This window comes from Salinirubellus litoreus (genome assembly GCF_037335815.1).
Taxonomy (GTDB): Archaea; Halobacteriota; Halobacteria; order Halobacteriales; family Haloarculaceae; genus Salinirubellus; species Salinirubellus litoreus.
Window position 1 is genome coordinate 2,836,428 of the sequence record NZ_CP147841.1, and the last position, 25,265, is coordinate 2,861,692.

A 25,265-nucleotide genomic window follows, 5' to 3' on the forward strand; every position below is an offset into this window, starting at 1 on the left:
TACCACCCAGTCGAGGTGAGCCCGCCGGATGAGTTCCTCCCCGGACGTCAGTCTGCGGAACGTCACCAAGCGGTTCGGCGACGTCACGGCGGTCGAGGACGTGAGTTTCGACGTCGAGCGGGGGAAGTTCCTCACCCTGCTCGGCCCGAGCGGGTGCGGGAAGACCACCACGCTCCGGTGTATCGCCGGGTTCGAGACCCCGACCGAGGGGGACGTCTACATCCGCGACCAGCGGGTGAACACGCTCCAGCCGTTCGAGCGCGACACGTCGATGGTGTTCCAGTCCTACGCGCTGTTCCCGCACATGACCGTCGGCGAGAACGTCGCGTTCGGGCTCCAGATGCAGGGCATCCCCGGCGAGCGGGCCGCCGACGGCGGGTCCCGTACCGAGGGCGAGGGACGCGGGGGTGCCCTCGCGTCGCTCAAGCGGCTCGTCAGGCGCGAGGGGAGCGAGGAGGTCGACGCCCGGGTCGCCCGGACGCTCGATCTCGTCGAACTTCCCGGGATGCAGGACCGCGACGTCGACGAGCTCTCGGGGGGCCAGCAGCAGCGGGTCGCGCTCGCCCGCGCGCTCGTCACCGAACCTACCGTCCTGCTGCTCGACGAGCCTCTGGGGGCGCTCGATCTGAAGCTCCGCAAGAACATGCAGGTCGAGCTGAAGGACCTCCAGACGGAACTGGGGATCACCTTCGTCTACGTCACCCACGACCAGGAGGAGGCGCTGACGATGAGCGACGAGATCGCGGTGATGAACGAGGGGCACCTCGAACAGCTGGGAGACGCGACCGCGATCTACGAGGAGCCGGCGACGGAGTTCGTCGCGGACTTCATCGGCGAGACCAACCTCGTCCACGGGGAGTACCAACGAGACGAGGACGGCGCGGTAATCGTCGCCAACGGGCTGACCTACCGCGTCCGACCGAACGAGGGCGCGAACGAGGGGGGAGAGGAGGCGTTCGCGGTCCGCCCCGAGAAGATCCGGCTCGGCGACGAGGCGAGGGGTCTGGACAACGAGTTCGGTGCGGAGGTCGTCGACGAGATCTACAAGGGGAACCTCGGGAAGTTCGTCGTCGAACTGGAGAACGGCCACCGGCTCACCGTCGACATGCAGATCCGCGACCAGGGTCAGTACCTCTCGGTCGGCCGGGAGGTCACGGTCGGCTGGTCGGCCGACAACGCCGTCACGCTCACCGAGTAGCCGACGATCGTTCGACCAGTTTCGGTTCTGATCGAATAACTTCTCCCGTCCTCCCCGTCTCCCGGATAGATATATGCACTTGGGGGGAAGACGCTCTCACTGAGCGCATGAGCGACCAGACGTACACCGACGACATCCGGACGAACCACGAGCGAGCTATCGGGACGGCCACAGAGGACCTGACCGTCGATCACTGGATCGGGGGCTCGTCCACGCCCTCGGCGGACGGGGAGCGGTTCTCGACCGTCGATCCGGCGGTGGCAGAACCGATCACCGAGGTCGCCCGCGGCGGGAGCGCGGACGTCGACGCCGCCGTCGAAGCCGCCGGGGAGGCCGCCGAGGAGTGGGGCGCGACGACGCCCGGGGAGCGCGAGGAGTACGTCCGCGAGTGGACCGCCGTCCTCCAGGAGCACGCCGACGAACTCGCGCTCCTCGAGTCGCTGGACACGGGCAAGCCGCTGGCGTACGCCCGTGACGAGGTCGGTAGCGCCATCGACTTCTTCGAGTACTACGTCTCCGTGGCCCGGGCGGAGGCGGGGAGCCACATCCCCCACGGCCAGGACAACCACGTCTACACCCGCCACGAGCCCTACGGCGTCGCGGGGCAGATCCTCCCCTGGAACTACCCGATCGTGCTGTTCGGCTGGAAGACGGGCGCGGCGCTCGCGGCGGGGAACACCGCGGTCTGCAAGCCCTCCGAGGAGGCCCCGCTGAGCATCACTCGCGCGGTGCAGCTCTCCGCGGATATACTGCCCGACGGCGTGCTCAACGTCGTCAACGGGTACGGCGAGGAGGCGGGTGCGCCGCTGAGCCAGCACACGGGAGTCGACAAGCTCTCGTTCACGGGGTCGGTCCCGGTCGGTCAGGAGGTGATGCGGGCGGCGGCCGAGGGCGTGACGCCGGTGACGCTCGAACTCGGCGGGAAGTCGCCGTACGTCGTCTTCCCCGACGCCGACATCCAGCAGGCCGCCGAGACCTCCGCGGCGGGCATCTTCTACAACACGGGCCAGTCCTGTGACGCCTGCTCGCGGGTGCTCGTCCACGAGGAGGTCCACGGGGAGTTCGTCGACGCGTTCCTGGCCGCGACCGAGGACTGGGAGTCCGGCGATCCGCTGGTCGCCGGCACGACGATGGGTCCGCTCACCTTCGAGGAGCAGTACGAGAAGGTCACGAACTACGTCGACGTCGGCCGGGAGGAGGGTGCCGAACTCCTCCGCGGGGGGTCCGCCCCCGAGGACGAAGCGTTCGCCGACGGCTGGTTCTACGAGCCGACGGTGTTCGACGGCGTCGACAACGACTCCCGCATCGCCCAGGAGGAGATCTTCGGGCCGGTCCAGTGTATCGTCACCTTCTCGGACTACGAGGAGGCGATCGAACTGGCGAACGACGTCCAGTACGGACTGGCGTCGGGCGTGGCGACGACCGACGCCTCGCTGGCCCACCGCGCCGCCGCGGACATCGAGGCCGGCAGCGTCTGGATCAACGAGTACCACGGCGGCGGCGTCGGCATCCCCTTCGGCGGCTACAAGGCCTCGGGGATCGGTCGGGAGTGCGCCCGCGAGACCCTCTCCGAGTACACCCAGACGAAGGCGGTCAACGTCGCGCTCGACGACCCACCGTACTGAGTCGGGGGTGTCCCGTGTCCCGGCCTCGACTCTCACCGCGGGACAGCCGATCCGGTGGCCCGCTTCGCGTGTGGTCGAGTCGGCGGCGCGTTGAAGTGAACCGGGCCGAAGACCGGGCCGTGCAGCCGCACGTTCCCGAGTCGCGTCCGACGCGCCGATTCTCATTCAGTCGATCGGGCCCGCCCCGACTGGAGTGACGACGCGGGTCCGACGCGCGTCACACGGGGACCAGAAGACAGATACCCGACGGTGTGGTGCCACTCCGCGTGCAGAACCGCCACGGGACCGACGAGGGCGAGGTGGTGGATGGTTCGTCCCCCACGCTCCGGGGGGCGGCCTGCGTCCTCGTCTACACGGCCGCGTTCGTCGCCGTGACGCTCGTCGGGTTCGTGCCCCTGCCCGACCGCGTCGGGCGGCCGCTCCAGCGGTCGCTGCTCCGGCCCGCTGGCTGGGCGGGGGCTCGCGTCGACTGGGCGGCCCACGACTGGGTCGACCGGACCCGGCTGCGGCTCGGGACCGACCCACGGTTCCGGTCGCTCACGCGGGCGGTGCTCGACGACGCGATCTCGCCCGCCGACGAGGCGTCCGGCTACGTCGGGACCGTCGAACCGCCGGCCGGACCGGACCCGTGTGAGTGGACGGAGCGCCGCCTCGTCGAGGCGGGGTTCCACCGCAACCCGACGGCGTACCTCGAGTACCGCGAACGCGAGGAGCGGGAGTACGAACGCTCCTCGTGGGCGCTCCGGTCGTCGATCGACGCCGACCACCAGCTACACGTCAGGCTGTTCGCCTCGGACGAGCGCGTCGACGTCTACGGCCACTGGGAGCCGTCGGTGACCGCCGGCGGTGACCACTACGGCCGGCCGGACTACGAGACGGGCGTGGAGATGACGCTCGTGGTCCTCGAAGCGGCGGACGTCCCGTTCAGTCGATCGGGAACGGGGGCGATCGGGGGCGAAAGCGAAGGGATGGCTCCGAACGGCGCGGACGAGGGGCCGACGGCCTCGACGTCCTCTCGACTCGCCGCCGGCGGGTCCGACTGATCGGGAGCGGCTCAGTCCGAGGGTCCTTCGGCGTCCGACCGGGCCGCGTCCGCGCCGTATCGACTGACGGCGAGCGCGTAGAGGAGCCCCTTCCCGGTGCCGAACGCGGCCACGGCGAGGCCGATCCGGCTCGCGGTCCGGGCGTCCCTGAGGGGGGCGAGTCGTGCCCGGTCGAACGAGAGCACACCGAGCAGGCCCGGCCTGGCGTACACCAGGAGACCGGCGATGGCGGTCGCGACGGCGTCGACCGCGAGGACGGTCCGCAGTCGGCGTGAGTCGAGCATACTCCCCGTCCACGGGACGAGCGCAAAGAACTGTCGACACTGACCGTGTGGTCGGCTCGCCGGTGCGGCGTCCGGGGAACGGGGGGAGTCAGTGGGCAGCGGCCGTCCCCGGGACGGAGCACGGGACGACCGCCGTTCCGCGGCGACAGCAGTCCCCGCCCGCTCGCTCACCTCTCTGCCGGGGTCACTCCTCCATCGGGGTCAGCACCACGACCGGAATGTGACGGTCGCCCGCCGTTCGCTCGTATAGTAGCGTTTGGAAGTCTTTACTCACGGTCGGGCGGGACGGGCCCGCCCGGAGTGTGTCATCGGTTCCAAACGCTACTATAGGTCTCGTAGTCGGGGTAGAGCTCCTTCGCTCGATCCCAGTACTCCGCTCGTTCCCGTCCGGTCGCCTCGCGGGCGACGTACCGGTCGGTCTGTCCCCCGTACGTCAGCTTCACCTCCGGGTCGGCCCGCAGGTTGTGGTACCAGGCGGGGTGTCGCTCGCCGCCCCAGTTCGTCGCGACCACGACCCAGTTCCCGCCGTCGCGGAGTCCCAGCAGCGGGACGGTCCGCTCCTTCCCCGTCCTCGCGCCCGTCGTCGTCAGCCGGACCACCGGGAGTCCGAGCAGCGATCCGGGGACGGAGATCCGACCGTCCGTGAGACGCATGAGGAACAGGTCGACGTAGTGGAGGGTCCGTGACAGCAGTCTGGTGCCGACGCTCCGGTTCACGTCGCCCCACTCGTCCCCGCTGGACATAACGGTTCTCGGGGTGGGGCGTTCGACGCGAGCGGTCCGCCGATCCGATCGGCGGCGGTCGACGTGGACGGCCCCAGACGGGGCTCACGAGTGCGACGGAGCGCAGTTCGGAGGATCAAACCCCGGTTTGAGACACCCGAAGACCCATACTCGGTGGGGCGGTACGGATCGTGGATGAGTCTGCTGCCCCGGCGGGTCGAGACCGACCGGCGTCCGGACGACGCCCGCGTGCTCGACATCGAGGGCGAGGCCGCCGACCGCGCCTTCGAGGTGCTCTCCTCGGCGACGGCCCGCCGTATCCTCACCGCCATCTACGACCAGCCACGCACCCCACCGGAGGTCCGCGACGAGGTCGGGACCTCCCTCCAGAACGTCCACTACCACCTCGACAGGCTGGAGGACGCCGACCTCATCGAACCGGCAGGGGTCGGCTACTCCGAGAAGGGCAGCGAGATGACGGTCTACGCCCCCCGGAGCGAGGCGGTCGTCCTGTTCGCCGGCCGGGAGTCGGACCGCTCGCGGCTCCGGCGGATCCTCGGCCGGGTGCTCGGCCTCTACATCCTGCTCGCGGCCGCCGTCGGGCTCGTCGGCTCCGCGCGCGAGTTGCTCTTCGGCGGTACTCCGGGGTCGGCCGACGGCGGGACGGCGGTCTCGTTCACCGCCGAGTCCGCGTCGACCGCCGCCGACACCGCCGCGACGGGGGCGGCCGGCGGCGATCCCGGGCTCGGTGCCCTCCTGGCCGACCCGCTGGTCGTCTTCTTCCTCGGCGGGCTCGTCACCATCGTCGGCCTCGCGGCCTACTGGTGGGTCGCCGGGCGGTGAACCCGGCGGCGCCGTGCCCGACCGTGGCCCGCGGATCGTGGTTCCCGGAACGGCGACCACCGCGGGAGAAGCGTCTCGGCTAACCGGACGGGTGGGTCGCGGAGCGATAGGAGGCGGTGGCTCCGTCGCCTGGACCAGCAGGAGCAGGGAGAAGAGTGCGGGGAAGGAGTCCGAGCGAAAAGCCGCGATGGACGGGTCGGTCTACTGGAAGGTCCGCGAGACCTGCGAGTCGTCGACCTCGTCCTCGTGCTGCTCGAAGCGGCGCTCGATCTCCTCGTAGCGTTCGCGCGTCTCGTCGGTGACCGAGGGGTTCACCTCGTCGAGTGCAGTCTCGAAGTGGTCCATGCTCACGCGGACGTTCCCGACGCTCGTCTCGATGTCCTCGGGCGAGACGGTGTCGATGAACTCCCGCGAGGCGGCCATCGAGGCCTCGCGACAGACCGCCTCGATGTCCGCGCCGACGTAGCCCTCGGTGCGGCGGGCCAGCGCGTCGAGGTCGACGTCCTCCGCGAGGGGCTTGTGCTCTGTGTGGACCTCGAAGATCTTCCGCCGAGCCTCCTCGTCCGGGACGGGGACGTGGACGTGCCGGTCGAGCCGACCGGGGCGCAGCAGCGCCGAGTCGATCAGGTCGGGGCGGTTGGTCGTCGCGACGACGACCACGTCCTCCAGCTCCTCGAGCCCGTCGAGTTCGGTCAGCAGCTGGGAGACGACGCGCTCGCCGACGCCGGAGTCGCCCATCCGCTGGCCCCGCTCGCCGGCGATGGAGTCGATCTCGTCGAAGAACACCACCGTGGGTGCGTTCGACCGGGCCTTCTCGAACACCTCGCGGACGCCCTTCTCGGACTCCCCGACGTACTTGTTCAGCAGCTCGGGACCCTTGATCGAGATGAAGTTCGACTGGGCCTCGTTGGCGACGGCCTTCGCCAGCAGGGTCTTGCCGGTCCCCGGCGGGCCGTACAGGAGGACGCCCTTCGCGGCGGCCATGTCGAGCTGCTGGAACACCTCGGGGTAGTCGAGCGGCCACTGGATGGTCTCGCGGAGCCGCTCTTTGGTGTCCTCCAGGCCGCCGACGTCCTCCCAGGTGACGTCGGGCACCTCGACGAACACCTCCCGGAGCGCGGAGGGTTCGATGCCCTTCAGCGCCTCCTTGAGGTCGGTCTCGGTGACCCGCATCGACTCGAGCACGTCGGCGTCGATCTCGTCGGCCTCGAGATCGAGCTGCGGGCGTAACCTCCGGAGGGCGTTCATCGCGCTCTCCTTCGCCAGCGATTCGAGATCCGCGCCGACGAAGCCGTGGGTGGACTCGGCGTACTGGTCGAGGTCGACGCCGTCGGCCAGTGGCATCCCCCGGGTGTGGACCTGGAGGATCTCCATGCGGCCGTCCCGGTCGGGGACGCCGATCTCGATCTCGCGGTCGAACCGGCCGCCGCGCCGGAGCGCGGGGTCGAGCGCGTCCAACCGATTGGTCGCGCCGATAACGACGACGTCCTGACGCTCGTCCATCCCGTCCATCAGCGAGAGCAGCTGGGCGACGACGCGGCGCTCGACGTCACCGCTCGTCTCGCCACGCTTGGGCGCGATGGAGTCGATCTCGTCGATGAAGACGATCGCCGGGGCGTTCTCCTCGGCCTCCTCGAACACCTCACGGAGCTGCTCCTCGCTCTCGCCGTAGTACTTCGACATGATCTCCGGCCCGGAGATGTCCGTGAAGTAGGCGTCTATCTCGTTGGCGACGGCCTTGGCCATCAGGGTCTTGCCCGTCCCCGGCGGGCCGTGCAGGAGGACGCCCTTCGGCGGCTCGATCCCCAGCTGTTGAAACAGCTCGGGGTGGCGCATGGGCAGCTCGATCATCTCGCGGACCTTGTCGAGCTCGTCGTCGAGGCCGCCGATGTCCTCGTAGGTGACCGTCGGGCCCTCGCTTCGGCCGGCGCTCTCCCCCGAGATCTGCTCGGCGGGCCGCTCGCTCACCTGAACCTCGGTCGAGTCCGTGACGACCACGGTCCCGCCGGGGGCGGTGTCGGCGATCCTGAGTGGGATCCGCTGGCCGCTCATCGACGACAGCGGCCCGAGCCCGAGCGAGAACGGGACCTGCTGTCCCTCCGTGACGGCCTGCCCGCTGAGCTTGTCGCGGATGTGCGGGCCGATGTTCCCCCGGATGCGGAGGTTCTGGGGGAGTGCGACCGTCACCGAGGTGGCGGGCTTGACGTCAGCGGCGGACACCTCGATCTTGTCGTCGATCCCCACGTCGGCCTCGCTGCGGAGCCGGCCGTCGATGCGGATGATACCGTTCCCCTCGTCTTCGGGGTAGCCCGGCCAGACGCGCGCGACCGCGCGACCGCTTCCGCTCCCCTCGATGAGGATGTAGTCGCCGTTCTCGAGCTCCATCTCGCGCATCGCCGCGCGGTCGATCGCCGCCAGGCCGCGCCCGGCGTCCTTCTGTTTCAGGGGCTTGACGGTGAGTTTCATGCTCAGTTCCGCACCTCGGTCTCGGAGCCCGAATCGCCGTCGGTGTCGTCGCTGTTCTCCGGTTCCACCTCGACGGTCAGGACGCCGTTGTTCATGGAGGCACGGGTCGTGACGCCCGCGGGGACCTCGAACTCGTACTGGTCGTCGCCGACGACGACGATGGCGGTATCGCCGACGAGATCGACGGAGCCCTCGGCTCCCGGGCCGAAGTCGACCACGAGTCCCGCCCGGCCATCACGCTCGTACCGACGCCCGGCGAACTCCTCGTCGACGAACCGCTTGGTCTCGTTCATGCTAACTCTTAGTTAGTGATTCAACTATATAAATCTTTCTACCAAAAACCAGGGGACTGCGAGGGGATGGACGGATAAAGAGTGTGCTTGCGGTTCCATGCCCGGAGCGCTTTCCCTGCGGGGATCGAACGGGGGGTATGGAGACGGTGACACACGACGGTCGGACGACCGCATACCGACACCCCGGCGAGGGCGAGGCGACCGTGCTGTACGTCCACGGGTCCGGCGGGACCCACCGGGTCTGGGCTGCTCAGTACGGGCGACACGACGGGTCACGGGTCGCGCTCGACCTGAGTGGCCACGGCGAGAGCGACGACGTCGATACGGAGCCGGGCACCGGGACGCTCGACGCCTACGCGGACGACGTGGTGGCCGTCGCGCGGGCGAGCCGTGCGTCGGTCCTCGTCGGCAACTCGCTCGGGGGTGCGGTCGTCCAGCACGTCGCGCTGGAGCGCGACCTCCCGCTCTCGGGGCTCGTCCTCGCCGACACCGGTGCGAAGCTCGGCGTGGCCGACCCGCTGAAGGGGTGGCTGGCCGACGACTGGGACCGGGCCGTCGAGTTCCTCCACGGCGAGGACATGCTGTTCCACGATCCAGACCCGCGGGACGTCGAGCGCTCGAAGGCGACGATGCGCGAGACCGGCCGCGCGGTGACCGAGCGGGATTTCCTCACCTGCGATCGGTTCGACGTCCGCGACCGGCTCGGGGAGGTCGACGTGCCCGCGCTCTGTGTCTACGGGGAACACGACCGGCTCACACCCCCGGCGTTCCACGAGTACCTCGACGAGCACCTCCCGGATGCCGATCTCGTCGAGATCCCCGACGCAGCACACCTCCCGTTCGTGGAGCGCCCCGACGCGTTCGACGCGGTCGTGAGCGAGTTCGTCGAGGGGCTCGACTGATCGAGACGGTGGACGAGGAACGCTTATCGGCCGCCCGGTCGACCCCCCGGACGTGCCGTCGCGAGTCGAGACCACCGACCCGGAGGGCGTCGACTACGGGTGGGTGATGCAGACCACGTTCGTCCTCACCATCGTCTTCGGCGCGCCACTGGTCGCCCTGCTCTCGACCGGCGCGGACCTCCCGACCTGGGCCGCGAGGGCGACGTTCGCGCTCAGGGTGGGGGCCGTCGTCTGGATGCTGACCGCCGTGGGCGTGTTCCTCTACGCCAGGCGGGTTCGAGTGGATCAGTCCCAGTCCGAGACGTCCCGGTAGGGCACGCCCGCCCGTTCCGAGGCCACCCGGTCGCGGTCGGAATCGCCGACGAAGACCGCCATCCCCGGATCGACGCCCAGGGGTTCGAGCGTCGAGAGTAGCGGCTCGGGGTCGGGCTTCTCGGTCGGGACGCTTCCCCGTCCGACGACGGCGTCCACGGACTCGGTCAGAGCGTGGGTGTCGAGGGCGACGTGGACCGCCGATTCGGCGTTCAGCGAGCAGACGCCCACCGGGAGTTCCGCGGGGATGGACCGCGCCGGCGGGAGGAGCGCCGAGTTCCGCGCGCCCGCCTCCTCGTGGTCGGCCATCGTCCGGTGGACCGACTTCTGGTGGGGCGTCCCCTTCGACTCGCGCCACATCTCCCAGAGCCCCGTCGACTCCGGGTCGATCCCCCTCGATTCGAGCAGGGCTTCGACGTCTCGGGCGACGGCGTCCCAGTCGACCGCCAGGTCGACGAGTGTCCCGTCGAGGTCGTAGACGACCGCGTCGTAGTTCACGGGCTGGATACGGGGACCGGGCGGGAGAAACTTCCGCTATCGGTCCCGCCTACCGGTCGTCCCCGAGGAGCCCCCGGGCGATGACCTTCTTCTGTATCTCGGTCGTCCCCTCGTAGATCTGGGTGATCTTCGCGTCCCGGTACATCCGCTCGACGGGGAAGTCCGTCGTGTAGCCGTAGCCGCCGTGGATCTGTATCGCCTCGTTCGTCACGTCCATGGCCGCCTCGCTCGCGAACAGCTTCGCCATGCTCGCCGCCTGCATCGGCGGTCTGCCCGAGTCGAGCCCCCGGGCCGCGTCGTACGTGAGCAGGCGGGCCGCCTGTGTCCGCGTCTTCATGTCGGCCAGTTTGTGCCGGATCGTCTGGATATCCGAGATGGGTCGGTCGAACTGCTCGCGCTCGGTGGCGTACGAGACCGCCTCGTCGAGAGCCGACTGGGCGACGCCGACCGCCTGCGCCGCGATGGCGACCCGTCCCCCCGTGAGCACTTCGAACGCCGCCGAGAGCCCCCGACCCACCTCGGTGAGCCGGTTCTCCTCGGGGATGCGAACGTCGTCGAACGTCAGTGTGGTCGTGTCGGAGGCCCGCAACCCGAGCTTCTGCTCCCGCTTGCCCACCTCCACGCCGTCGAGGTCCTTGGGAACGAGGAACTGCGTGATACTCTCCGGGTCCTCGCGGTCGGTCTTGGCGAAGACGACACAGACGCCCGCCCGCTCGCCGTTCGTGATCCACTGCTTCGTCCCGTCGAGCACGTACTCGTCGCCGTCGGGCCGGGCCTCCGTCTCCATCGCCGCGGGGTTCGACCCGGCCTGGGGCTCGGAGAGACAGAACGCCCCGACGGGACGGCCGGCCGTCATCTCGGGGAGCCACTCCTCCCGCTGGGCCTCGCTCCCGAACGTCGCGATACAGGAGGTGACCAGCGACTGGACCGACGCCGCGGTCGCCACCGCCAGGGTGCCGTAGGCGAGTTCCTCGTTGACGATCGCGTAGGTCAGCCCGTCGGCGTCGTAGCCGCCGTACTCCTCGGGAACCGTGAGACTCAGCAGGTCCATCTCGCCGAGCTCGTCCCAGACCGACTCGGGGAACTCCTCGTTCCGGTCGGCCTCGCGTGCCAGCGGCCGGATCTCCTCGACGGTGAACTGCCGGACCGTCTCGCGGACGGCCTCCTGCTCCGGCGTGAGGTCCATGCGCGCACCAGGACTGGGTGTCGCAAAAAGGGTCCGGACGGTCCTCGGGCCGAAACGGTCGACGGGCTGGACGGTACGCGATCGGGTCCCGGCGGTGCGGGTCGAGGTCGGCGCGTTCGGGACGACGAGGGCTACCGCGACCGGAGCACGACGACCGTCACCAGTCCGACGGCGAGCAACGAGAGGAGCCCGAGTAACCCCCACGCCGCCCCGTAGCCGGCCGTCTCGGTCAGGTATCCGAACGCCGGCGGTGTGAGGAGGCCGCCGAACGTGGCCGCGAACTGCCCTCCGGCGGAGGCGCTCCCGATGTCCTCCTCGGGGACGACGATCGAGATGAGCGAGTAGTACAGGCCGACGGAGCCGAGCGCGAACAGGCCGAGCAGCGAGAAGACTACGACCGCCTCGACGGGGGTCCCCGCGACGGGAACGAGCAGGAACAGCACGCCGCCGCCGAGCACCTGCACCGACAGGAGCGATCCGACCCTCGTGGACGGTCGCCCCGGGAGGGTATCACCGAGCCACCCAGCGAGAACCCGACCGGCGCTGCTGAACACCTGTAGCGTCGCGAGGACGATCCCCCCGACCGCGACCGCCGCGCCGACGGACTCCTTGACGTAGAGGACGGTGTAGCCCGTCGTCGTGTAGAAGGCGGCCCCGAGGCACGTCCCGGCGACCAGGAGGAGTACGTACCGACGGTTCCCGAGCAGTCCACGGAAGTCCGGGTACGCGGCGTCGGTCGTCCCGCCGCCCGTGTACGTCGCGTAGAAGAGCACGGCGACGGTGAGCCCGATCGCCGCCGCGACGAGGAACCCCATCTGCCAGAAGAACACGCCGACCAGCCCCGTGACGAGGACGGACCCGATCGCGCTCCCGAGCGGCGGTCCGACCTGCTTGATCCCGATCGCCCGGTGCTGGCGCGAGGGCTCGACGTTGTCGAAGATCGCCTTGTTCGTCCCGGGGGTCGCGACCCCGTAGAACGACCCGAGGAGGAACGCCGCGACGAGTACCAGCGCGAACGTGGGCGCGGCGGCGATGAGGGTGACGCCGAGCGCGAGCCCGCACAGCCCGGCGCTCAGGGTCCGGCGCTCCCCGAACCGATCGGTCGCGACCCCGAGCGGGAGGAGGAAGGTCGCGTACCCGAGGGTCAGCGACGTGACGACGAACCCGACGGAGACGGCCGAGAGGGAGAACGCGTCGCGCAACAGGGTCGTCCCGGCGAAAACCGCGTAGTAACAGACGCTCGCGGCGACGTGCCAGCCCGTCACCAGCGAGACGAGTCTCCAGTAGCGGCTCCTCATCCTGACCGTACTACGACCCTGGGTCGGGGGGTACTCATAACTCTACTCGCTCCCGACGACGAGGCGTCCGGGTCGCGAACCCCTCGGCCCCTCCCTATCACAGCACGACCCGGAACAGTGCGTACGACCCGGCCACCGCCAGCGTCGGCGTCAGGACCCACAGCGCCGCGATCCGCTTGACCGCACTGGGGTCGAACAGGCTCTTGCGGTCCAGGTCCGGGGGGCCCTCCTCGCCGATGTCCGGGATCTCGGGCGGCTCGTCGGCGGGTTCCTCGGGCGGGGACTCTCCCCGGGCCAGGTCACCGACGGTCGGACTCGTGGGGGCGTCCTCGGCCCGGGAGGCGACGAGCGCGCCCGTCGAGACCTCGACGTCGGGCTCGCCCAGCGGATCGGGTGCCGCGAGTTCGGCGACCGTCACCGCCCGACTCGCGCGACCCCAGCCCAGCCCGATGATACAGCAGGTGGTGCTCACGGCCAGGCTCGCCGGGATACCGAGGTACGAGAGGACCGTGATGATGGTCCCTCCGACGACGGAGACGACGAGCGCCGCCAGGATGGGGAGTTCGGTGATGTCGTCGCCGACGGTGTCGAGCGTCCGGCGGGCGATGGTGAACCCGCCCAGCCCGAACGCGAAGGCGGCCAGGAGGACGCCCTGATCGACGGTCAGTCAGGGGGCCCCCTTCACCTACCAGGGGGGCGACGGCGTTCGCCGCGTTGGACGCCCCCGCGGAGAACCCCATGTAGCAGGCGATGAGGACGACCGCGAGGGAACCGACGAGGTCCCGGGGCGAGGCCCTGTCGTTGAACCGGGGTCGGGGAACCCGTCCCGAACGGTCAAGTCGGATCAGGTGGGTGTCGAATCGGGTGAACGCGACACGGCGATCGAGATACGGATAGACGTACCGTCCGATGACCGCGCCACAGGCGAAGCCGATCAGCGGGGCGACGATCCACGCCGAGACGATGGTGAACATCAGCGCCTCGTTGAGCGTGCCCGTCGCGAGGCCGAGCCCCACGATGGCCCCGACGGCAGTCATCGACGTCGAGGCCGGAACGCCGTAGATGTTCGAGATCAGCAGCGAGGTGCCGGTGAAGAAGAGGACGCCGACGCTGGCGATCGGCGAGAACTGCGCCGCGGGGACGATGCTGCTGCTCATGGTGTCGATGACGTTCCGCCCGACGGTCCAGGCACCCACGAGCGCGAACGACGTGAACAGCGCCGCGGCGGTCGTCTTCCGCACCAGTCGGCTTCCGACCGACGGACCGAACGCGACGCCGGTCGAGGAGCCGCCGATGTTGAATCCCACGAACACGGCAACGAGAACGCCCGCCGCAGCGAGTACGGTCACCATGAGGTAGGTCCCGTCGGGCCTTCAGACCAGTCGTACAAAGCGGTGTCCACACGGACGGCGGCCCGTGAGCCGTCTTCCCCGACCGGTGTGGCCCGGTAGACGCCTCCACCATGACCGCAGTTACTTCCGCTCCGTCCGCTCGGAGAGCTCCCACTCGCGCGAGGGGGTGTCCGGGTCCCACTCGAGCGACTCGATCTCGCTTCCCTCCTGGAGGATGAACGGGCCGCCGGCCAGGGTCCGGATCGTGATCGTGGCCGCGCGGATGACGTACACCGTCAGGAGGATGTAGGGCGCGAGCGCGATCGTGTAGGCGAGCAGGACGAAGAGGACGAGCGGCGACAGCCCGAAGATGACGATCTCGGGGAAGAGCGACGCGTCGAGCGCCAGGATCACGTAGGACGTGAAGACGATCACGGGAAGCGAGACGAAGAGGAGCCGACTCGAGAGGTACGCGAGCTCGCGCTTGTAGTAGAGCGATTTGAAGTACTCGCGGCCCGTCCCGATGTGCTTGAGCGTGCTGATCAGCTCGCCGATCGCGTCCTGAGCCTCCTCGGAGAGGTCGTCGCCGTACCTGTGCCGCAGTCCCCTCGCGGCGTGGAGCTCCCCCGAGTAGTTGTAGTTCAGGCCGGCCAGGAGCACCCTGAACGAGCCCATCCTCGCCTCCGAGAGGGTGGTCCGTGCGTCCGCGATCTCCCCGGCGACGCTGTCGGCGAACTCCTCGACGTCCGCCCGGAACTCCTCGTCCGGGCTGTCCGCGGCGATCTCGGTCAACCGCACCATCTGGGTGGACAGCGCGTAGAGGACCGCGCTCAGGAAGTCCGCGGGGCGGGCGGGGGTGATCTCGGCTTCGATGTACTCCTCGATCTCCCGGTGGTAGTCCATCGAGGCGTCGATCCGGGTCTGCTGGTCCTCGAGGTCGGTCATCTCCTGGGAGAGAACGACCGAGTTGATCGAGACGACGACGGAGACGAGCAGGATCGCCCCGCTGAGCAGCGCGCTGAACAGCGTCTTCGCGGCGTTGGTCTCGTCGAGCAGGTCCCGCATCTCGAGCGGGTTGACGAATCCCAGCGCGACGAGCCCGGCGTAGACGGCGAACATGGTGACGAGCAGCACCTGCCACCGCGGCGCGGTCAACAGCACCCAGCGCATGACCGCGTTCTCCTCGGGGCGGCGGATCGTCGAACGCATCTCGTCGGCCGAAGGGCTCACCACCGGTAGTGCTCTCCGTGGACGTCCACGCCGGGCGTGTCGACCATTAGTCCCCGGACTCGCGCCAGCCAACTGAAACCACCGGTTTCACTCGCGAGGGTGGATCCCAGCCGCCCCCGCGTCGACGCTCCGCGGTAAAACGACACGTGGACGAACAGTGGTGGGCTTCGCCCGTTCGTCGGTACTATCGCGGCGGGCCCGAGGGACGGTCGGACACTCTCGGCAGTGGATAGTGCGCTGGACGGATCGGTGGATGACCGGGACCCGAGAGCCTACCTCTCGGAGACGATGTCGGCCCAGCCGTCCTCGTAGTCGGCGAAGTAGTTGAAGTCCGCGACCATCTCCGAGAAGTACCACTCGCCGTCCTCGCGGACGTATTCGTCGTCGTAGGTCCCCTGTATCCAGCCCGCCGAACCGTCCTCGAACGTACACGGGACCTCGAAGTACCACCGGCCGGTGGCGGTCCCGTCCGCAACGTCGACCTCCAGGATCGGGTTGTGGAGCATGTGCGAGAGGAATGGATGGTTCGCGCCGACGACGTGCTCGGCGAACTCCCGTATCTCCTCGCGGCCGTCGAACGTCCCCACTGGACCGAAGTCGAGGTGGGCGTCCTCGGTGAACAGCGCGGCGTAGCCGTCCCAGTCCCGGGCGTCGGTCCGGTAGCAGTACGTCGCCCGCAGCTCCTTGATCTCCTCACGGTACTCCAGTCGGGTGAGACGGTCCTCGACGCTCATACTCCGGCTCACAGTCTGGGGAGGGCTCTGATGGCCGCTTCGATGTCCTCGGGTCCCGGGACGACGGCGTCGGCCAGCGGCGGCGAGAACGGGACGGGCGTGTCGTCCACGCCGACGATCGACACCGGCGCTTCGAGGTGGTAGAACGCCTCCTCCTCGATCCGCCGGGCGACGTACGAGCCCGGCCCGCCCTGCATCACCGACTCGTCGGCGACGACGACTCGCCCCGTCCGCTTCGCACTCGCGGCGAGCGTCTCCACGTCGAGCGGTTTCAGGGTTCGGGGACTCACCACCTCGACGCTGATCTCGCCGTCGATCGACTCGGCCACGTCCAGCGCGTGGTGGAGCATGAGCTGGTTCGCGACGACGGTGACGTCCTCGCCCTCGCGCTCGACGGCCGCCTCTCCCAGCGGTACGGTGTAGGACTCCTCGGGGATCTCGGCCTCCCGGTTGTAGAGCTCCATGTGCTCGAAGAACAGCACGGGGTCGTCGGACCGGATGGCGCTCTTGAGCAGCCCCTTCGTGTCGTAGACGGTGTTCCCGAGCACGACGCGGAGGCCCGGCATCCCCAGGAAGAGCCCGTGGAGGCTCTTCGAATGCTGGGCGGCGGCGTTGAACCCCGCGCCGCCGTTCACGGTTCGGACGGTCATCGGCACGGTGGCCTCGCCGCCGAACATATATCTGAACAGGCCGGCCTGGTTCATCACCTGGTCGACGGCCAGCCCCATGAAGTCGGCGTACATGATCTCCGCGACCGGACGACTCCCGGTGAGCGCCGCCCCCGCACTGGAGCCGACGATGGCCTGCTCGCTGATCGGCGTGTCGAACACCCGCTCGTCGCCGAACGCCTCGTGGAGTCCACGTGTGATCCCGAAGCTCCCGCCCGCCTCGGCGACGTCCTCGCCGACGAGGTAGACCGACTCGTCGCGGTCGAGTTCCTCGTGGAGCGCGTCGTTGATCGCCTCGCGCATCGAAGTCCCCTCCCCGCTACCGCCGTCACTCATCGCGAGAGGTCCTCCGCGTAGACGCCCTCGAAGGCCGTCTCCGGGTCGGGCATCTCGCTCTCGCGGGCGAACTCGACGGCCGCCTCGACCCGTTCGCGCGCGTCCTCGCGCATCGACTCGACCTCCTCCTCGTCGATCCCGTCCACTTCGACGAGGTCGGCGGCGAGCGTCGATACGGGGTCGCGTTCCTGCCACCGCTCGACCTCCTCGTCAGTCCGGTATCTCGTCGGATCGCCCTCGTAGTGGCCCCGATAGCGGTAGGTCTCGCAGATCAGCAGCGAGGGCCCCTCCCCGTTCCGTGCCCGCTCGACGGCCCGGCCCGTGGCGTCGTAGACTTCCCCGACGTCCATGCCGTCGACGGTCTCGCTCGGCATCCCGTAGACGTCCCCCCGGGAGGCGAACCCCTCGACGTGGTGCTGCTCTTCGGCCGGCGTCATCTCGCCGTACAGGTTGTTCTCACAGACGAAGATCACGGGAAGGTCGCGGACGCCCGCGAGGTTCATCGCCTCGTGGACCTGCCCCTCGGCCATCGCTCCCTCGCCGAAGAAGGAGACACAGACGTTCTCCTCGCCCCGTCGCCGTATCGAGAGGCCGGCCCCCGTCGCCAGCGTCGGCCCCGCGCCGACGATGCCGTTCGCCCCGAGCATTCCTGCATCTACGTCCGCGATGTGCATGCTGCCGCTCTTCCCGTGACAGTACCCGGTCTCCTTGCCGAACAGTTCGGCCATCATCCGGTCGGGGTCGAGCCCCTTGGCGATGGCGTGACCGTGGCCGCGGTGCGTGCTCGTGATGTAGTCGTCCTCGTCTATCGCCGAGCACGCGCCGACGGCGACCGCCTCCTGGCCGACGTAGAGGTGGACGAACCCCGGGAGTTCGTTGTTCTCGAAGAGCTCGCTCACCCGCGTCTCGAACTCGCGGATCAGGAGCATCTCGCGCAACTGCTCGATCGCCCGGTCGCCGTCCCGCGATGTACCGTCCGGCATGGTGTACCTCCCCCGTGTGGCGGACTAAAAGGTATGCTTCGTCCCGGGGTTCCGGGATTCGAACGTTCGGGACGGCCGCCACACGATTCCTCCGGAGATCCGGTCCCGGACTACTCCCCGCCGAACTCGGGGTCGCGCTTCTCGACGAACGCCGCCATCCCCTCCTCCTTGTCGGGGGTCTCGAACGCGAGCGCCGCGTACGCCGCCTCGAGTTCGAGCCCCGTCTCCAGCCCCGCCCGGGCTTCGTTGATGCTCCGCTTCGCGAACCACTGGGCGTGGGGCGCGCCCGCGGCGAGCTCCGCGGCGAGTTCGTACACGCGGTCGTAGAACCCGTCGTCGTCGATCACCTCGTTGACGAGGCCGATGTCGGCGGCCTCGGGTGCGGGGACGTGCCGTCCGGTGAGGACGAGTTCTTTGGCCTTCAGGTAGCCCACGAGGTGGGTGAGCCGCTGTGTCCCGCCGGCACCGGGGATGATACCCAGACCGATCTCCGGCTGGCCGAAGCGGGCGCTCTCCGCGGCGAGTATCAGGTCGCACGTCATCGCGATCTCCGTCCCGCCGCCGAGCGCGACGCCGTTGACCGCCGCGATGACGGGCACGCGAGCGCCCTCGATGGCGTCCTCGACGTCCGCCATCGTCTCGCGGAACCCGCCGAGCCAGTCGGTGCTCGACTGCTCGCGGAACGCCTTGATGTCGCCGCCGCCGACGAACGCCCGGTCGCCCTCGCCGGTCAGGACGACACAGCGGGTCTCCCCGGCGAGTTCGTCGACGGCCTCGGCCAGTTCCTCCAGCACCTGCGGGTTCACCGCGTTCATCGCCTCGGGCCGGGACACCGTGACCGTCCCGACGTCGCCGTCGCGCTCGACCGTGACCGTCTCGTAGTCGCTCATCCGTCCGGCGTTCGCCGGGTCGCCCCATAACGGTTCCCCGCCCCGTGGCGCACGGCGAGAACGCTCCGCGGGGGCCTACCTTTCGACCGCCAGCGAAGGGAATAAGCGTGTCTCGCCACTCGTCCGAGACAGACATGGACGAGCGCGACTCCAGAGAAGGCACCGGGGACGGGTCGCAGGACGGCGTCACCGAGCGGGAGGTCGGCCAGGCGACAATCGTCTACGAGGACCCCGACGGGGGACAGATATCGGTGCAGGTCGACAACGACGGGATCGCCTACTTCCAGGACCACTGGATCGTCCGGACGGGCGAGACCGACGAGGGACACGACACCGTCCGGCGGATCCCGAGCCACCGGGTCTACTACGTCGAGCGCGACGTGGAGGAGTTCAAACAGGAGGTCCAGTCGCTGCGGAACCAGGTCGAGTCGCTCGCCAGCGAGGTGAAGTCGCGGTTCTCCTCCGGCGAGAGCGACGAGGAGCGCGGTCGGGACGACCGGTTCGACGACCAGGACGCCTGGTGAGCACGAGCACGGGCGCTCCCCCGCATCCTTCAGGGTCGCTGCTCCGGCCGTCCCGGCCACGGAACGGCGAACCGGGGAGGATGCGCGAAGCGTACCGCCGGACTCGGCTCCCGCTCAGTACGACCGCGGCAGGCCGAGCACGTTCGTTCCGACGAACGCCTTCACGAGTTCGTCGCTGACCGGTGCGACCCGCGCGAGCCGGACGTCGCGGTAGAGCCGCTCGACGTGGTACTCGTTGGCGAACCCCATCCCACCGAGGGTCTGGACGGCGCGGTCGGCCGCGTCGAAGCCGGCGCGGGCAGCCATGAACTTCGCCGCGTTCGCCTCCATCGAGCAGTCCTCGCCGGCGTCGTACAGCGAGGCGGCCTTGTAGACCATCAGCTTCGCCGTCTCGAGCTCCATCTTCGACTCGGCGAGCGGGAACTGCACGCCCTGGTTCTTCCCGATGGGTCGCTCGAACGCCTCGCGCTCGCCCGCGTAGTCGACCGCGAGGTCGAGCGCGAGTTCACCCGCCGAGAGCGGGATCGCCGCCCAGATGATCCGCTCGGTGTTGAGCGTCCCGAGCAGGTGGTAGAACCCGCGGCCCTCCTCGCCGAGGAGGGCATCCTCCGGGACGCGAACGTCGTCGTAGACGACCTCGCAGGATCCCAGCGCGCGCATGCTGAGCTTGTCGATCTTGCTCGTCGAGATCCCATCGGAGTCGCTCGGGACGACGAACAGCGAGATGCCCTCGTGGCGCTTGCCGTCGCCCATCGGGGAGGTACGTGCGAGCGTGACGATGTAGTCCGAGACGTGCGCGCCGGTCGTCCAGATCTTCGTCCCATTGATGACGTACTCGTCGCCCTCCTTCTCCGCGGTGGTCTCGATCCCCGCGGTGTCCAGCCCCGCGCCGGGCTCGGTGAGCCCGAGACAGACCATCGCGCCGTCGGCGATCTCCGGCAGGAGACGTTCCTGCTGTGACTCCGTGCCGTGCTCCTGGATCGAGATGCCCCCGAACACCGGGCCGAGCGTGAGGAGGTTCGGCCCGCTGACGCCGCCGCCGCGCCGCCCGAGCGCGAGGGCGACCGCGACGACCTCCTCCATCCCGAGACCCTCCCCGCCGAACTCGGTCGGTACCGTGAGCCCCATGAACCCCGCCTCGGTCAGGTCGTCCCACATCTCGCGGGGGAACTCCTCGGTCTCGTCCTTCTCACGCCAGTACTCGAGCCCGTAGTCCTCGGCGATCTCCCCGGCCAGCCGCTGCATCATCTCCTGCTCCTCGGAGAGCCTGAACTCCATCGACCTCCCTTCCGTGGCCGGGTGTTAGTCTCTTTCGTCGGGGGTAGTGGTCGGGTGCGATCGGTCGAGTTCGATCTCGGGATCCCGCAGGCCGGCTACCGTGCCCGCGAACCTCGACTCCCGGCAGGCCGCGTAGGTCAGTCGACTGAGCGTCGCCGGCGAGTCCCCCTCGTCTCCCTGGACGCCGACGACCGGTCGGTCGCCCCCGAGTCGTACCTCGAACGCCGGGACCGGCCAGCCGTGGACGGCCGCCACCTCCCGGGCCCGATCGGCGAGATCGGCCGCGACCGCGGCCTCGATGGACTCCAGATCGTCGGAGCCGCTCGTCGGCGATCTCGGCCGAGTACCCGTGTCACCGCTCCCGCTCCCCACCCCGGCGGCGGCCCGCTCGGCGACGACGACGCTCGGCGATTCGAGACCCCCCGTCAGGGTGTCGAGGAACCGGGCGGCGTCGGCCCCGTCGGCCACCCGATGGTCGAACGTGAGCGACAGCGTACACGATCCCTCGACGACCCGTCCGACGCCGAGTATCGCCACCTGCGGCGGGTCGAGTATCGGGTCGAACGAGTCGACGCCGAACGGGCCGAGGTTCGACACGGTGAACGTCCCGCCCTTGAGATCGTCCATCCCGTGGCGACCGTCGAGGACGGCGTCGGTGAGCCGGCGGCGCTCGCGGGCGATACCCGCGAGCGTCCGGCTACCCGCGTCGCGGACGACGGGCGTGAGCAGGCCGGCCGCCGCGTCGACGGCGACGGCGACGTTCACCTCCTCGATCAGCCTCAGCGCCTCGCCCTCGTACCAGGCGTTGAACTCGGGATGCCGTTCGAGCGCGCGGACCACCGCCGCGACGAGCAGGTCGGTGAACCCGACGGTCGTCTCGCTCTCCTCACGCCTACTCGACGACGCGCGTTCCAGTTCCTCCACGGTCTCGAACGCCCGCTCGACGTCCACCTCACGATTCAGAGTCACCTGTGGGGCGTCGCGCGCCGACCGGGACATCCGCTCGGCGACCGTTCGACGGACGCCCGCGAGTTCCCGCTCCTCCGAGACGGTGACGCCGAGCCGCGAGGGGTCACGCGGCGGCGGTCCCGCGATGCCGTGTGCCTGTCCACCAGTTCCGCTTCCCGGCGACCGGGTCGCCGCCCCCGCGTCCGTCGCTCCGGCGGCCGCGCGGACGTCGGACTCCGTCACCCGACCGTCCGCGCCGGTGCCCTCTACGGCCCCCGGGTCGACGCCGAGTTCGCGCGCCAGCCGACGGGTGCTCGGGGGGAGGAACATCGGGCCGTCGGTCGGGGTGGCCGGCTCCGGGTCCGGTTCCCCGTCGACATGCTCCTCGACGTCGGCGATCAGGACCGCACCGTCGGGTCCCGTCCCCTCGACGGCTCCGAGGTCGATCCCCTCTTCGCCGGCTAGCCGTCGCGCACCCGGCGCGGCGCGGATCCCGTCCGTCTCGGACGCTCGTTCCTCGTCGTCCTCGGAGGCTCTCGTGCCTGCGGCCACCTCCGTTCGATCCGCGGATTCTCCCTGCAGGGCGGCTCCCTCGCGGTCGCCGTCCGCTCCGTCGGGTTCGATCCGGCTCCGCGGCGGCGGCGCGTCACCGAGGCCCTCGTCCGGGCCGAGCACGACCCCGATCAGCGTCCCGGGAGGGACCTCCGCGCCCTCCTCGACGTCGACCCGGGCGAGGGTGCCGTCCCGCTTCGCCACCACGTCGGCCGCGGCCTTCTCGGACTCGACGACGGCGACGACCTGATCGGCCTCGACGGGGTCGCCCTCGTCCACGACCCACTCGGCGAGGAGCCCCGTCTCCATCGTGTTGCCCATCATCGGCATCCGCAGCGCCTGGACCATCCTCCGGCACTCCAGACCCGAGCGAGAAAAGGGTAGCGCCACCGCCGACCGCGGGGTGGATGCGGGCGAGCTGGCGGCGTCCTCTCCTCAGGCGACCTGCCGTCGCTCCTCGAACCGCCTCGTGATCCCCTCGGACTCGACGGTGGTGACGATGGTGATCCACCCGCCCTTCTGCTTGATCGAGAGCGCCTCGAAGTACGAGAGCGAGACGCGCTCGGTCGCGGTCGTCGACCCCTCGGGTTCGAGCGTGCCGACGTCGCGTCGACCCTCCCACACCCGTGCGTCCTCCCCGGTCGAGTTCCCAGCGTAGATACGGGTGGTGACGACCACGTCGTTCGCGGTCGCGTCCCGGTTGTTCGTCAGCCGAACCGTCACGTCCCGACAGGTGTTCCCGCAGTTCTCGGTGCGCAGCACGTCGAAGCCGTACGGCGGAGGGGCCGGGGTATCCGCGCTCGCCCCGCCGTCCGAGCCATCGTTCGATCCGCCGCCACCGCCGTCGCCCCCGGATCCGGCCGAACCATCGGAGCCACCCGATCCACCCGAACCGCCCGGGTCGTCCGAGTCGCCGTCCGGTGCCGGCGTCGCGGTCGCCAGCCCCCGCTCCGGCGGGCCCGCGTCGAGCGGGCCGACACCCGAGGTGAGCGTCAGGGCTCCGGCGAGCGCGACGGTCAGCAGTGCCGCGACGGTGGCGACCAGGATCGTACCGTTCGTCCGACCGCCACCGGAGGGGTCGGTCATCGTCCCTCCCTGGGTACCGAGGTAGCAAAAGGCGACTGCCTGCAACGAACGCTGTGTGCGAGCACCGAGACCTGGGGAAAACCGCCGGGCGGGGGCCGGTTTCAAGCCCTCCCCGCGAGGGATGTGCGCATAAACGTCGTGGGCATCGACCGGGTGGTATAGTAGCGTTTGGAAGTCTTTACTCACGGGCGGGGGGAACGTCCCCGCCTGGAGCGTGTCATCGGTTCCAAACGCTACTATTGTCGGTCGCTCGTGGACCGACAGCCCGCTCGCACAAAGGGTAATACTCCCGGCCCGGAGGGTGGGGCCATGCGCCAGGCCAACTTCGGCTACATCGTCCGGAAGAAGTCCTACTACCACCCGGAGAAGGTCGCCATCGTCGAGGGGTCGACCCGCGAGGAGTTCACCTACGGCGAACTCGAACGTCGCTCGAACAGCGTCGCACGGGCGCTCCGAGAATGCGGGATCGGCCAGGGCGACCGCATCTGCGGGCTGTTCCGCAACTCCGTCGAGTTCTTCGACCTCTTCTTCGCGACCTGCAAGCTGGGTGCCGTCGTCGCGCCGTTCAACTACCGGCTCTCGGTCGACGAACTCCGGTACCTGAAGGGTGACGTCGATCCCGACCTGTTCGTCTACGAGGGTGTCTTCGGGGGGAAGGCCGCGGCGCTCGCCGGGGACGTTCCCGCGGTGCGCGTCGGAGAGGCGACGGACGACGGGGGGGTCGACGCCGAGGACTGGTCCGCGTTCTACGACTACGACGAGAGCGAGGTAGAGGTCGCGGAGGGTTTCGACGACCCGGCGATACTCCTCTACACGAGCGGGTCGACCGGCCGACCCAAGGGCGTGCCCATCAGCCACAAGAACCTCTTCTTCTCGTCGGTGAGCTACCTGGTCGACACGGAGCTCGACAGTGGCGACGTCACGGTCACCTCCAGTCCGATCTTCCACGTCGGCGGGCTCAACATCTTCACCCTCCCGCTGATCCACACGGGCGGGACGGTCGTCCTCCAGCGGGAGTTCGACCCCGTCGAGACCTGGGAGATCCTCGCCGAGTACGACGTGACGAAGCTGTTCGCCATCCCGACGATGCTCAACGCCATGGTCGGTACCGAGGGCTGGCGCGAGCACGACCTCTCGGCGCTCGACCTCGTCGTCGGGGGCGGTGAACCCGTCCCGAGCGAACTCAAGCGGGCGTTCGACGACATCGGCGTCCCCTGCGTGGCCGCCTACGGGCTCACCGAGACGACCGACGGCTCGCTCGTCCTCCGCCCGGAACACGCGATGGCGAAGGGTCCGAAGTGCAACGGGAAGACGTTCACCCACGTCGACGCGAAGGTCGTCGACGAGGACGGCGAGGAGTGCCCGCCGGGCGAGGCCGGCGAACTCCTCCACCGCGGGCCGACGGTCGCCGAGAGCTACCTCGGTCGACCGGACGAAACCGAAGAAGCGTGGCGCGACGGCTGGCTCCACTCGGGCGACATCGCCGAGGTGGACGAGGATGGCTTCTACCACATCCACGGCCGGATGGACGACATGATCATCTCCGGGGGGGAGAACGTCTACCCGAGCGAGGTCGAGGAGGCGCTCTACTCCCACCCCGAGATCTCGGAGGTCGTGGTGTTCGGGGTGCCGGACGAGCAGTGGGGTCAGGTCGTCAGGGCGGTCATCGCCACTACCCACGGCGAGGAACTCGACTACGAGGCGCTCCGGGAGTTCCTCGACGACCGACTCGCCCGGTTCAAGCACCCGCGAGAAGTGGAGTACGTCGAGGAACTGCCCAAGAGCGGCACGGGGAAGATCGAGCGGTCGGCCGTGCTGGATCAACACGGTCCCGAGTGAGGGTGTTCCCAGGACGTCCAGGCCGAAACATCGGGTGGGACTGAAAGGGGCCGGCGGTTCGAGGAAGGCAGGCGACGTAAGCACCGTAGCGCGAGCGGAGCGAGCGGGAGGAGCGCAACGAGCCTCCCGACTCGAACCGCCGGGGGCTTTCGAGATGTTCCCTGATCCCGCTGGTGACGAAGACACCTCGAAAGCC

At 69.5% G+C, this 25,265-nt stretch carries 23 protein-coding genes and 1 pseudogene; 8 read left to right on the forward strand and 16 right to left on the reverse strand.

The genetic code is table 11. The features are described 5' to 3' along the window. Positions 1–28: 28 nt before the first annotated feature. The 3 genes from WDJ58_RS14145 to WDJ58_RS14155 all read left to right on the forward strand — a co-directional run bounded on the left by WDJ58_RS14145 (position 29) and on the right by WDJ58_RS14155 (position 3,866). Entirely contained in the window at positions 29–1,198 is a 1,170-nt protein-coding gene (locus tag WDJ58_RS14145) for an ABC transporter ATP-binding protein (protein ID WP_338913911.1), read from the forward strand. Positions 1,199–1,305: 107 nt separating this feature from the next. After that, on the forward strand, positions 1,306–2,823 hold the full coding sequence (locus WDJ58_RS14150; protein WP_338913912.1) for an aldehyde dehydrogenase family protein: 1,518 nt from the start codon (positions 1,306–1,308) through the stop codon (positions 2,821–2,823). 266 nt (positions 2,824–3,089) lie between these two features. Beyond that, entirely contained in the window at positions 3,090–3,866 is a 777-nt protein-coding gene (locus WDJ58_RS14155) for a hypothetical protein (protein ID WP_338913913.1), read from the forward strand. An 11-nt stretch (positions 3,867–3,877) separates the two neighbouring features. Here the strand turns inward: WDJ58_RS14155 and WDJ58_RS14160 are convergent, their stop codons facing one another. Both WDJ58_RS14160 and WDJ58_RS14165 read right to left on the reverse strand, forming a co-directional pair. After that, positions 3,878–4,150, reverse strand: a complete 273-nt coding sequence (locus WDJ58_RS14160; protein WP_338913914.1) for a hypothetical protein — start codon at positions 4,148–4,150, stop codon at positions 3,878–3,880. Between the two features lie 305 nt (positions 4,151–4,455). After that, the gene (locus WDJ58_RS14165; RefSeq protein WP_338913915.1) at positions 4,456–4,866 is read right to left on the reverse strand and encodes a nitroreductase/quinone reductase family protein; all 411 of its coding nucleotides are present in this window, start codon (positions 4,864–4,866) and stop codon (positions 4,456–4,458) included. 201 nt (positions 4,867–5,067) lie between these two features. On the opposite strand from WDJ58_RS14165, the gene WDJ58_RS14170 reads away from it, so the two are divergent. Further along, on the forward strand, positions 5,068–5,715 hold the full coding sequence (locus tag WDJ58_RS14170) for an ArsR/SmtB family transcription factor (protein ID WP_338913916.1): 648 nt from the start codon (positions 5,068–5,070) through the stop codon (positions 5,713–5,715). Between the two features lie 201 nt (positions 5,716–5,916). On the opposite strand, the gene WDJ58_RS14175 is transcribed toward WDJ58_RS14170, so the two are convergent. Then, entirely contained in the window at positions 5,917–8,181 is a 2,265-nt protein-coding gene (locus WDJ58_RS14175) for a CDC48 family AAA ATPase (RefSeq protein WP_338913917.1), read from the reverse strand. A gap of 2 nt (positions 8,182–8,183) precedes the next feature. Further along, complete coding sequence (locus WDJ58_RS14180; protein ID WP_338913918.1) at positions 8,184–8,474, reverse strand: DUF7127 family protein; 291 nt, start codon at positions 8,472–8,474, stop codon at positions 8,184–8,186. A 137-nt stretch (positions 8,475–8,611) separates the two neighbouring features. On the opposite strand from WDJ58_RS14180, the gene WDJ58_RS14185 reads away from it, so the two are divergent. Next, entirely contained in the window at positions 8,612–9,376 is a 765-nt protein-coding gene (locus WDJ58_RS14185; RefSeq protein WP_338913919.1) for an alpha/beta fold hydrolase, read from the forward strand. A gap of 52 nt (positions 9,377–9,428) precedes the next feature. Then, the gene (locus WDJ58_RS14190) at positions 9,429–9,689 is read left to right on the forward strand and encodes a DUF5822 domain-containing protein (RefSeq protein ID WP_338913920.1); all 261 of its coding nucleotides are present in this window, start codon (positions 9,429–9,431) and stop codon (positions 9,687–9,689) included. Here the strand turns inward: WDJ58_RS14190 and WDJ58_RS14195 are convergent. From WDJ58_RS14195 to WDJ58_RS14235, 9 genes and pseudogenes are all read right to left on the reverse strand, one after another. Then, positions 9,662–10,186, reverse strand: coding sequence for an HAD family hydrolase (locus tag WDJ58_RS14195; protein WP_338913921.1), 525 nt, complete (start codon positions 10,184–10,186; stop codon positions 9,662–9,664). The genes WDJ58_RS14190 and WDJ58_RS14195 overlap by 28 nt on opposite strands. Before the next feature lie 49 nt (positions 10,187–10,235). Continuing rightward, on the reverse strand, positions 10,236–11,372 hold the full coding sequence (locus WDJ58_RS14200) for an acyl-CoA dehydrogenase family protein (protein WP_338913922.1): 1,137 nt from the start codon (positions 11,370–11,372) through the stop codon (positions 10,236–10,238). A 131-nt stretch (positions 11,373–11,503) separates the two neighbouring features. Then, a complete protein-coding gene (locus tag WDJ58_RS14205) occupies positions 11,504–12,670 on the reverse strand; it encodes an MFS transporter (protein WP_338913923.1) in 1,167 nt (388 codons plus the stop codon). Positions 12,671–12,767: 97 nt separating this feature from the next. After that, positions 12,768–14,022: pseudogene (locus WDJ58_RS14210) on the reverse strand (anion permease). Positions 14,023–14,142: 120 nt separating this feature from the next. Continuing rightward, entirely contained in the window at positions 14,143–15,231 is a 1,089-nt protein-coding gene (locus WDJ58_RS14215) for a hypothetical protein (protein ID WP_338913924.1), read from the reverse strand. 272 nt (positions 15,232–15,503) lie between these two features. After that, positions 15,504–15,965 (reverse strand): nuclear transport factor 2 family protein, encoded by a 462-nt coding sequence (locus tag WDJ58_RS14220; RefSeq protein WP_338913925.1) that lies wholly within the window; start codon positions 15,963–15,965, stop codon positions 15,504–15,506. An 8-nt stretch (positions 15,966–15,973) separates the two neighbouring features. Next, on the reverse strand, positions 15,974–16,969 hold the full coding sequence (locus WDJ58_RS14225) for an alpha-ketoacid dehydrogenase subunit beta (protein ID WP_338913926.1): 996 nt from the start codon (positions 16,967–16,969) through the stop codon (positions 15,974–15,976). After that, positions 16,966–17,952, reverse strand: a complete 987-nt coding sequence (locus WDJ58_RS14230) for a thiamine pyrophosphate-dependent dehydrogenase E1 component subunit alpha (RefSeq protein WP_338913927.1) — start codon at positions 17,950–17,952, stop codon at positions 16,966–16,968. Before WDJ58_RS14230 ends, WDJ58_RS14225 begins: the two co-directional genes overlap by 4 nt. A 110-nt stretch (positions 17,953–18,062) precedes the next feature. Continuing rightward, complete coding sequence (locus tag WDJ58_RS14235) at positions 18,063–18,842, reverse strand: enoyl-CoA hydratase/isomerase family protein (protein WP_338913928.1); 780 nt, start codon at positions 18,840–18,842, stop codon at positions 18,063–18,065. 134 nt (positions 18,843–18,976) lie between these two features. On the opposite strand from WDJ58_RS14235, the gene WDJ58_RS14240 reads away from it, so the two are divergent. After that, positions 18,977–19,366 (forward strand): hypothetical protein, encoded by a 390-nt coding sequence (locus tag WDJ58_RS14240; RefSeq protein ID WP_338913929.1) that lies wholly within the window; start codon positions 18,977–18,979, stop codon positions 19,364–19,366. Between the two features lie 114 nt (positions 19,367–19,480). Here the strand turns inward: WDJ58_RS14240 and WDJ58_RS14245 are convergent, their stop codons facing one another. From WDJ58_RS14245 to WDJ58_RS14255, 3 genes are all read right to left on the reverse strand, one after another. Beyond that, positions 19,481–20,644, reverse strand: a complete 1,164-nt coding sequence (locus WDJ58_RS14245) for an acyl-CoA dehydrogenase family protein (protein ID WP_338913930.1) — start codon at positions 20,642–20,644, stop codon at positions 19,481–19,483. Between the two features lie 24 nt (positions 20,645–20,668). Then, on the reverse strand, positions 20,669–22,492 hold the full coding sequence (locus WDJ58_RS14250) for a 2-oxo acid dehydrogenase subunit E2 (protein WP_338913931.1): 1,824 nt from the start codon (positions 22,490–22,492) through the stop codon (positions 20,669–20,671). An 87-nt stretch (positions 22,493–22,579) separates the two neighbouring features. Beyond that, complete coding sequence (locus WDJ58_RS14255; RefSeq protein ID WP_338913932.1) at positions 22,580–23,230, reverse strand: hypothetical protein; 651 nt, start codon at positions 23,228–23,230, stop codon at positions 22,580–22,582. A 309-nt stretch (positions 23,231–23,539) separates the two neighbouring features. On the opposite strand from WDJ58_RS14255, the gene WDJ58_RS14260 reads away from it, so the two are divergent. Next, positions 23,540–25,069 (forward strand): AMP-binding protein, encoded by a 1,530-nt coding sequence (locus WDJ58_RS14260; protein WP_338913933.1) that lies wholly within the window; start codon positions 23,540–23,542, stop codon positions 25,067–25,069. Positions 25,070–25,265: the final 196 nt, after the last annotated feature.

What these genes read in the sequence shown, in the direction of transcription:
- WDJ58_RS14250 (WP_338913931.1), bottom strand. Translation starts at nt 22,492, where the DNA reads ATGGTCCAGGCGCTGCGGATGCCGATGATGGGCAACACGATGGAGACG.
- WDJ58_RS14235 (WP_338913928.1), bottom strand. Translation starts at nt 18,842, where the DNA reads ATGAGCGACTACGAGACGGTCACGGTCGAGCGCGACGGCGACGTCGGG.
- WDJ58_RS14230 (WP_338913927.1), bottom strand. Translation starts at nt 17,952, where the DNA reads ATGCCGGACGGTACATCGCGGGACGGCGACCGGGCGATCGAGCAGTTG.
- WDJ58_RS14240 (WP_338913929.1), top strand. Translation starts at nt 18,977, where the DNA reads ATGGACGAGCGCGACTCCAGAGAAGGCACCGGGGACGGGTCGCAGGAC.
- WDJ58_RS14180 (WP_338913918.1), bottom strand. Translation starts at nt 8,474, where the DNA reads ATGAACGAGACCAAGCGGTTCGTCGACGAGGAGTTCGCCGGGCGTCGG.
- WDJ58_RS14170 (WP_338913916.1), top strand. Translation starts at nt 5,068, where the DNA reads ATGAGTCTGCTGCCCCGGCGGGTCGAGACCGACCGGCGTCCGGACGAC.
- WDJ58_RS14145 (WP_338913911.1), top strand. Translation starts at nt 29, where the DNA reads ATGAGTTCCTCCCCGGACGTCAGTCTGCGGAACGTCACCAAGCGGTTC.
- WDJ58_RS14160 (WP_338913914.1), bottom strand. Translation starts at nt 4,150, where the DNA reads ATGCTCGACTCACGCCGACTGCGGACCGTCCTCGCGGTCGACGCCGTC.
- WDJ58_RS14205 (WP_338913923.1), bottom strand. Translation starts at nt 12,670, where the DNA reads ATGAGGAGCCGCTACTGGAGACTCGTCTCGCTGGTGACGGGCTGGCAC.
- WDJ58_RS14150 (WP_338913912.1), top strand. Translation starts at nt 1,306, where the DNA reads ATGAGCGACCAGACGTACACCGACGACATCCGGACGAACCACGAGCGA.
- WDJ58_RS14245 (WP_338913930.1), bottom strand. Translation starts at nt 20,644, where the DNA reads ATGGAGTTCAGGCTCTCCGAGGAGCAGGAGATGATGCAGCGGCTGGCC.
- WDJ58_RS14225 (WP_338913926.1), bottom strand. Translation starts at nt 16,969, where the DNA reads ATGAGTGACGGCGGTAGCGGGGAGGGGACTTCGATGCGCGAGGCGATC.
- WDJ58_RS14260 (WP_338913933.1), top strand. Translation starts at nt 23,540, where the DNA reads ATGCGCCAGGCCAACTTCGGCTACATCGTCCGGAAGAAGTCCTACTAC.
- WDJ58_RS14220 (WP_338913925.1), bottom strand. Translation starts at nt 15,965, where the DNA reads ATGAGCGTCGAGGACCGTCTCACCCGACTGGAGTACCGTGAGGAGATC.
- WDJ58_RS14185 (WP_338913919.1), top strand. Translation starts at nt 8,612, where the DNA reads ATGGAGACGGTGACACACGACGGTCGGACGACCGCATACCGACACCCC.
- WDJ58_RS14255 (WP_338913932.1), bottom strand. Translation starts at nt 23,230, where the DNA reads ATGACCGACCCCTCCGGTGGCGGTCGGACGAACGGTACGATCCTGGTC.
- WDJ58_RS14175 (WP_338913917.1), bottom strand. Translation starts at nt 8,181, where the DNA reads ATGAAACTCACCGTCAAGCCCCTGAAACAGAAGGACGCCGGGCGCGGC.
- WDJ58_RS14200 (WP_338913922.1), bottom strand. Translation starts at nt 11,372, where the DNA reads ATGGACCTCACGCCGGAGCAGGAGGCCGTCCGCGAGACGGTCCGGCAG.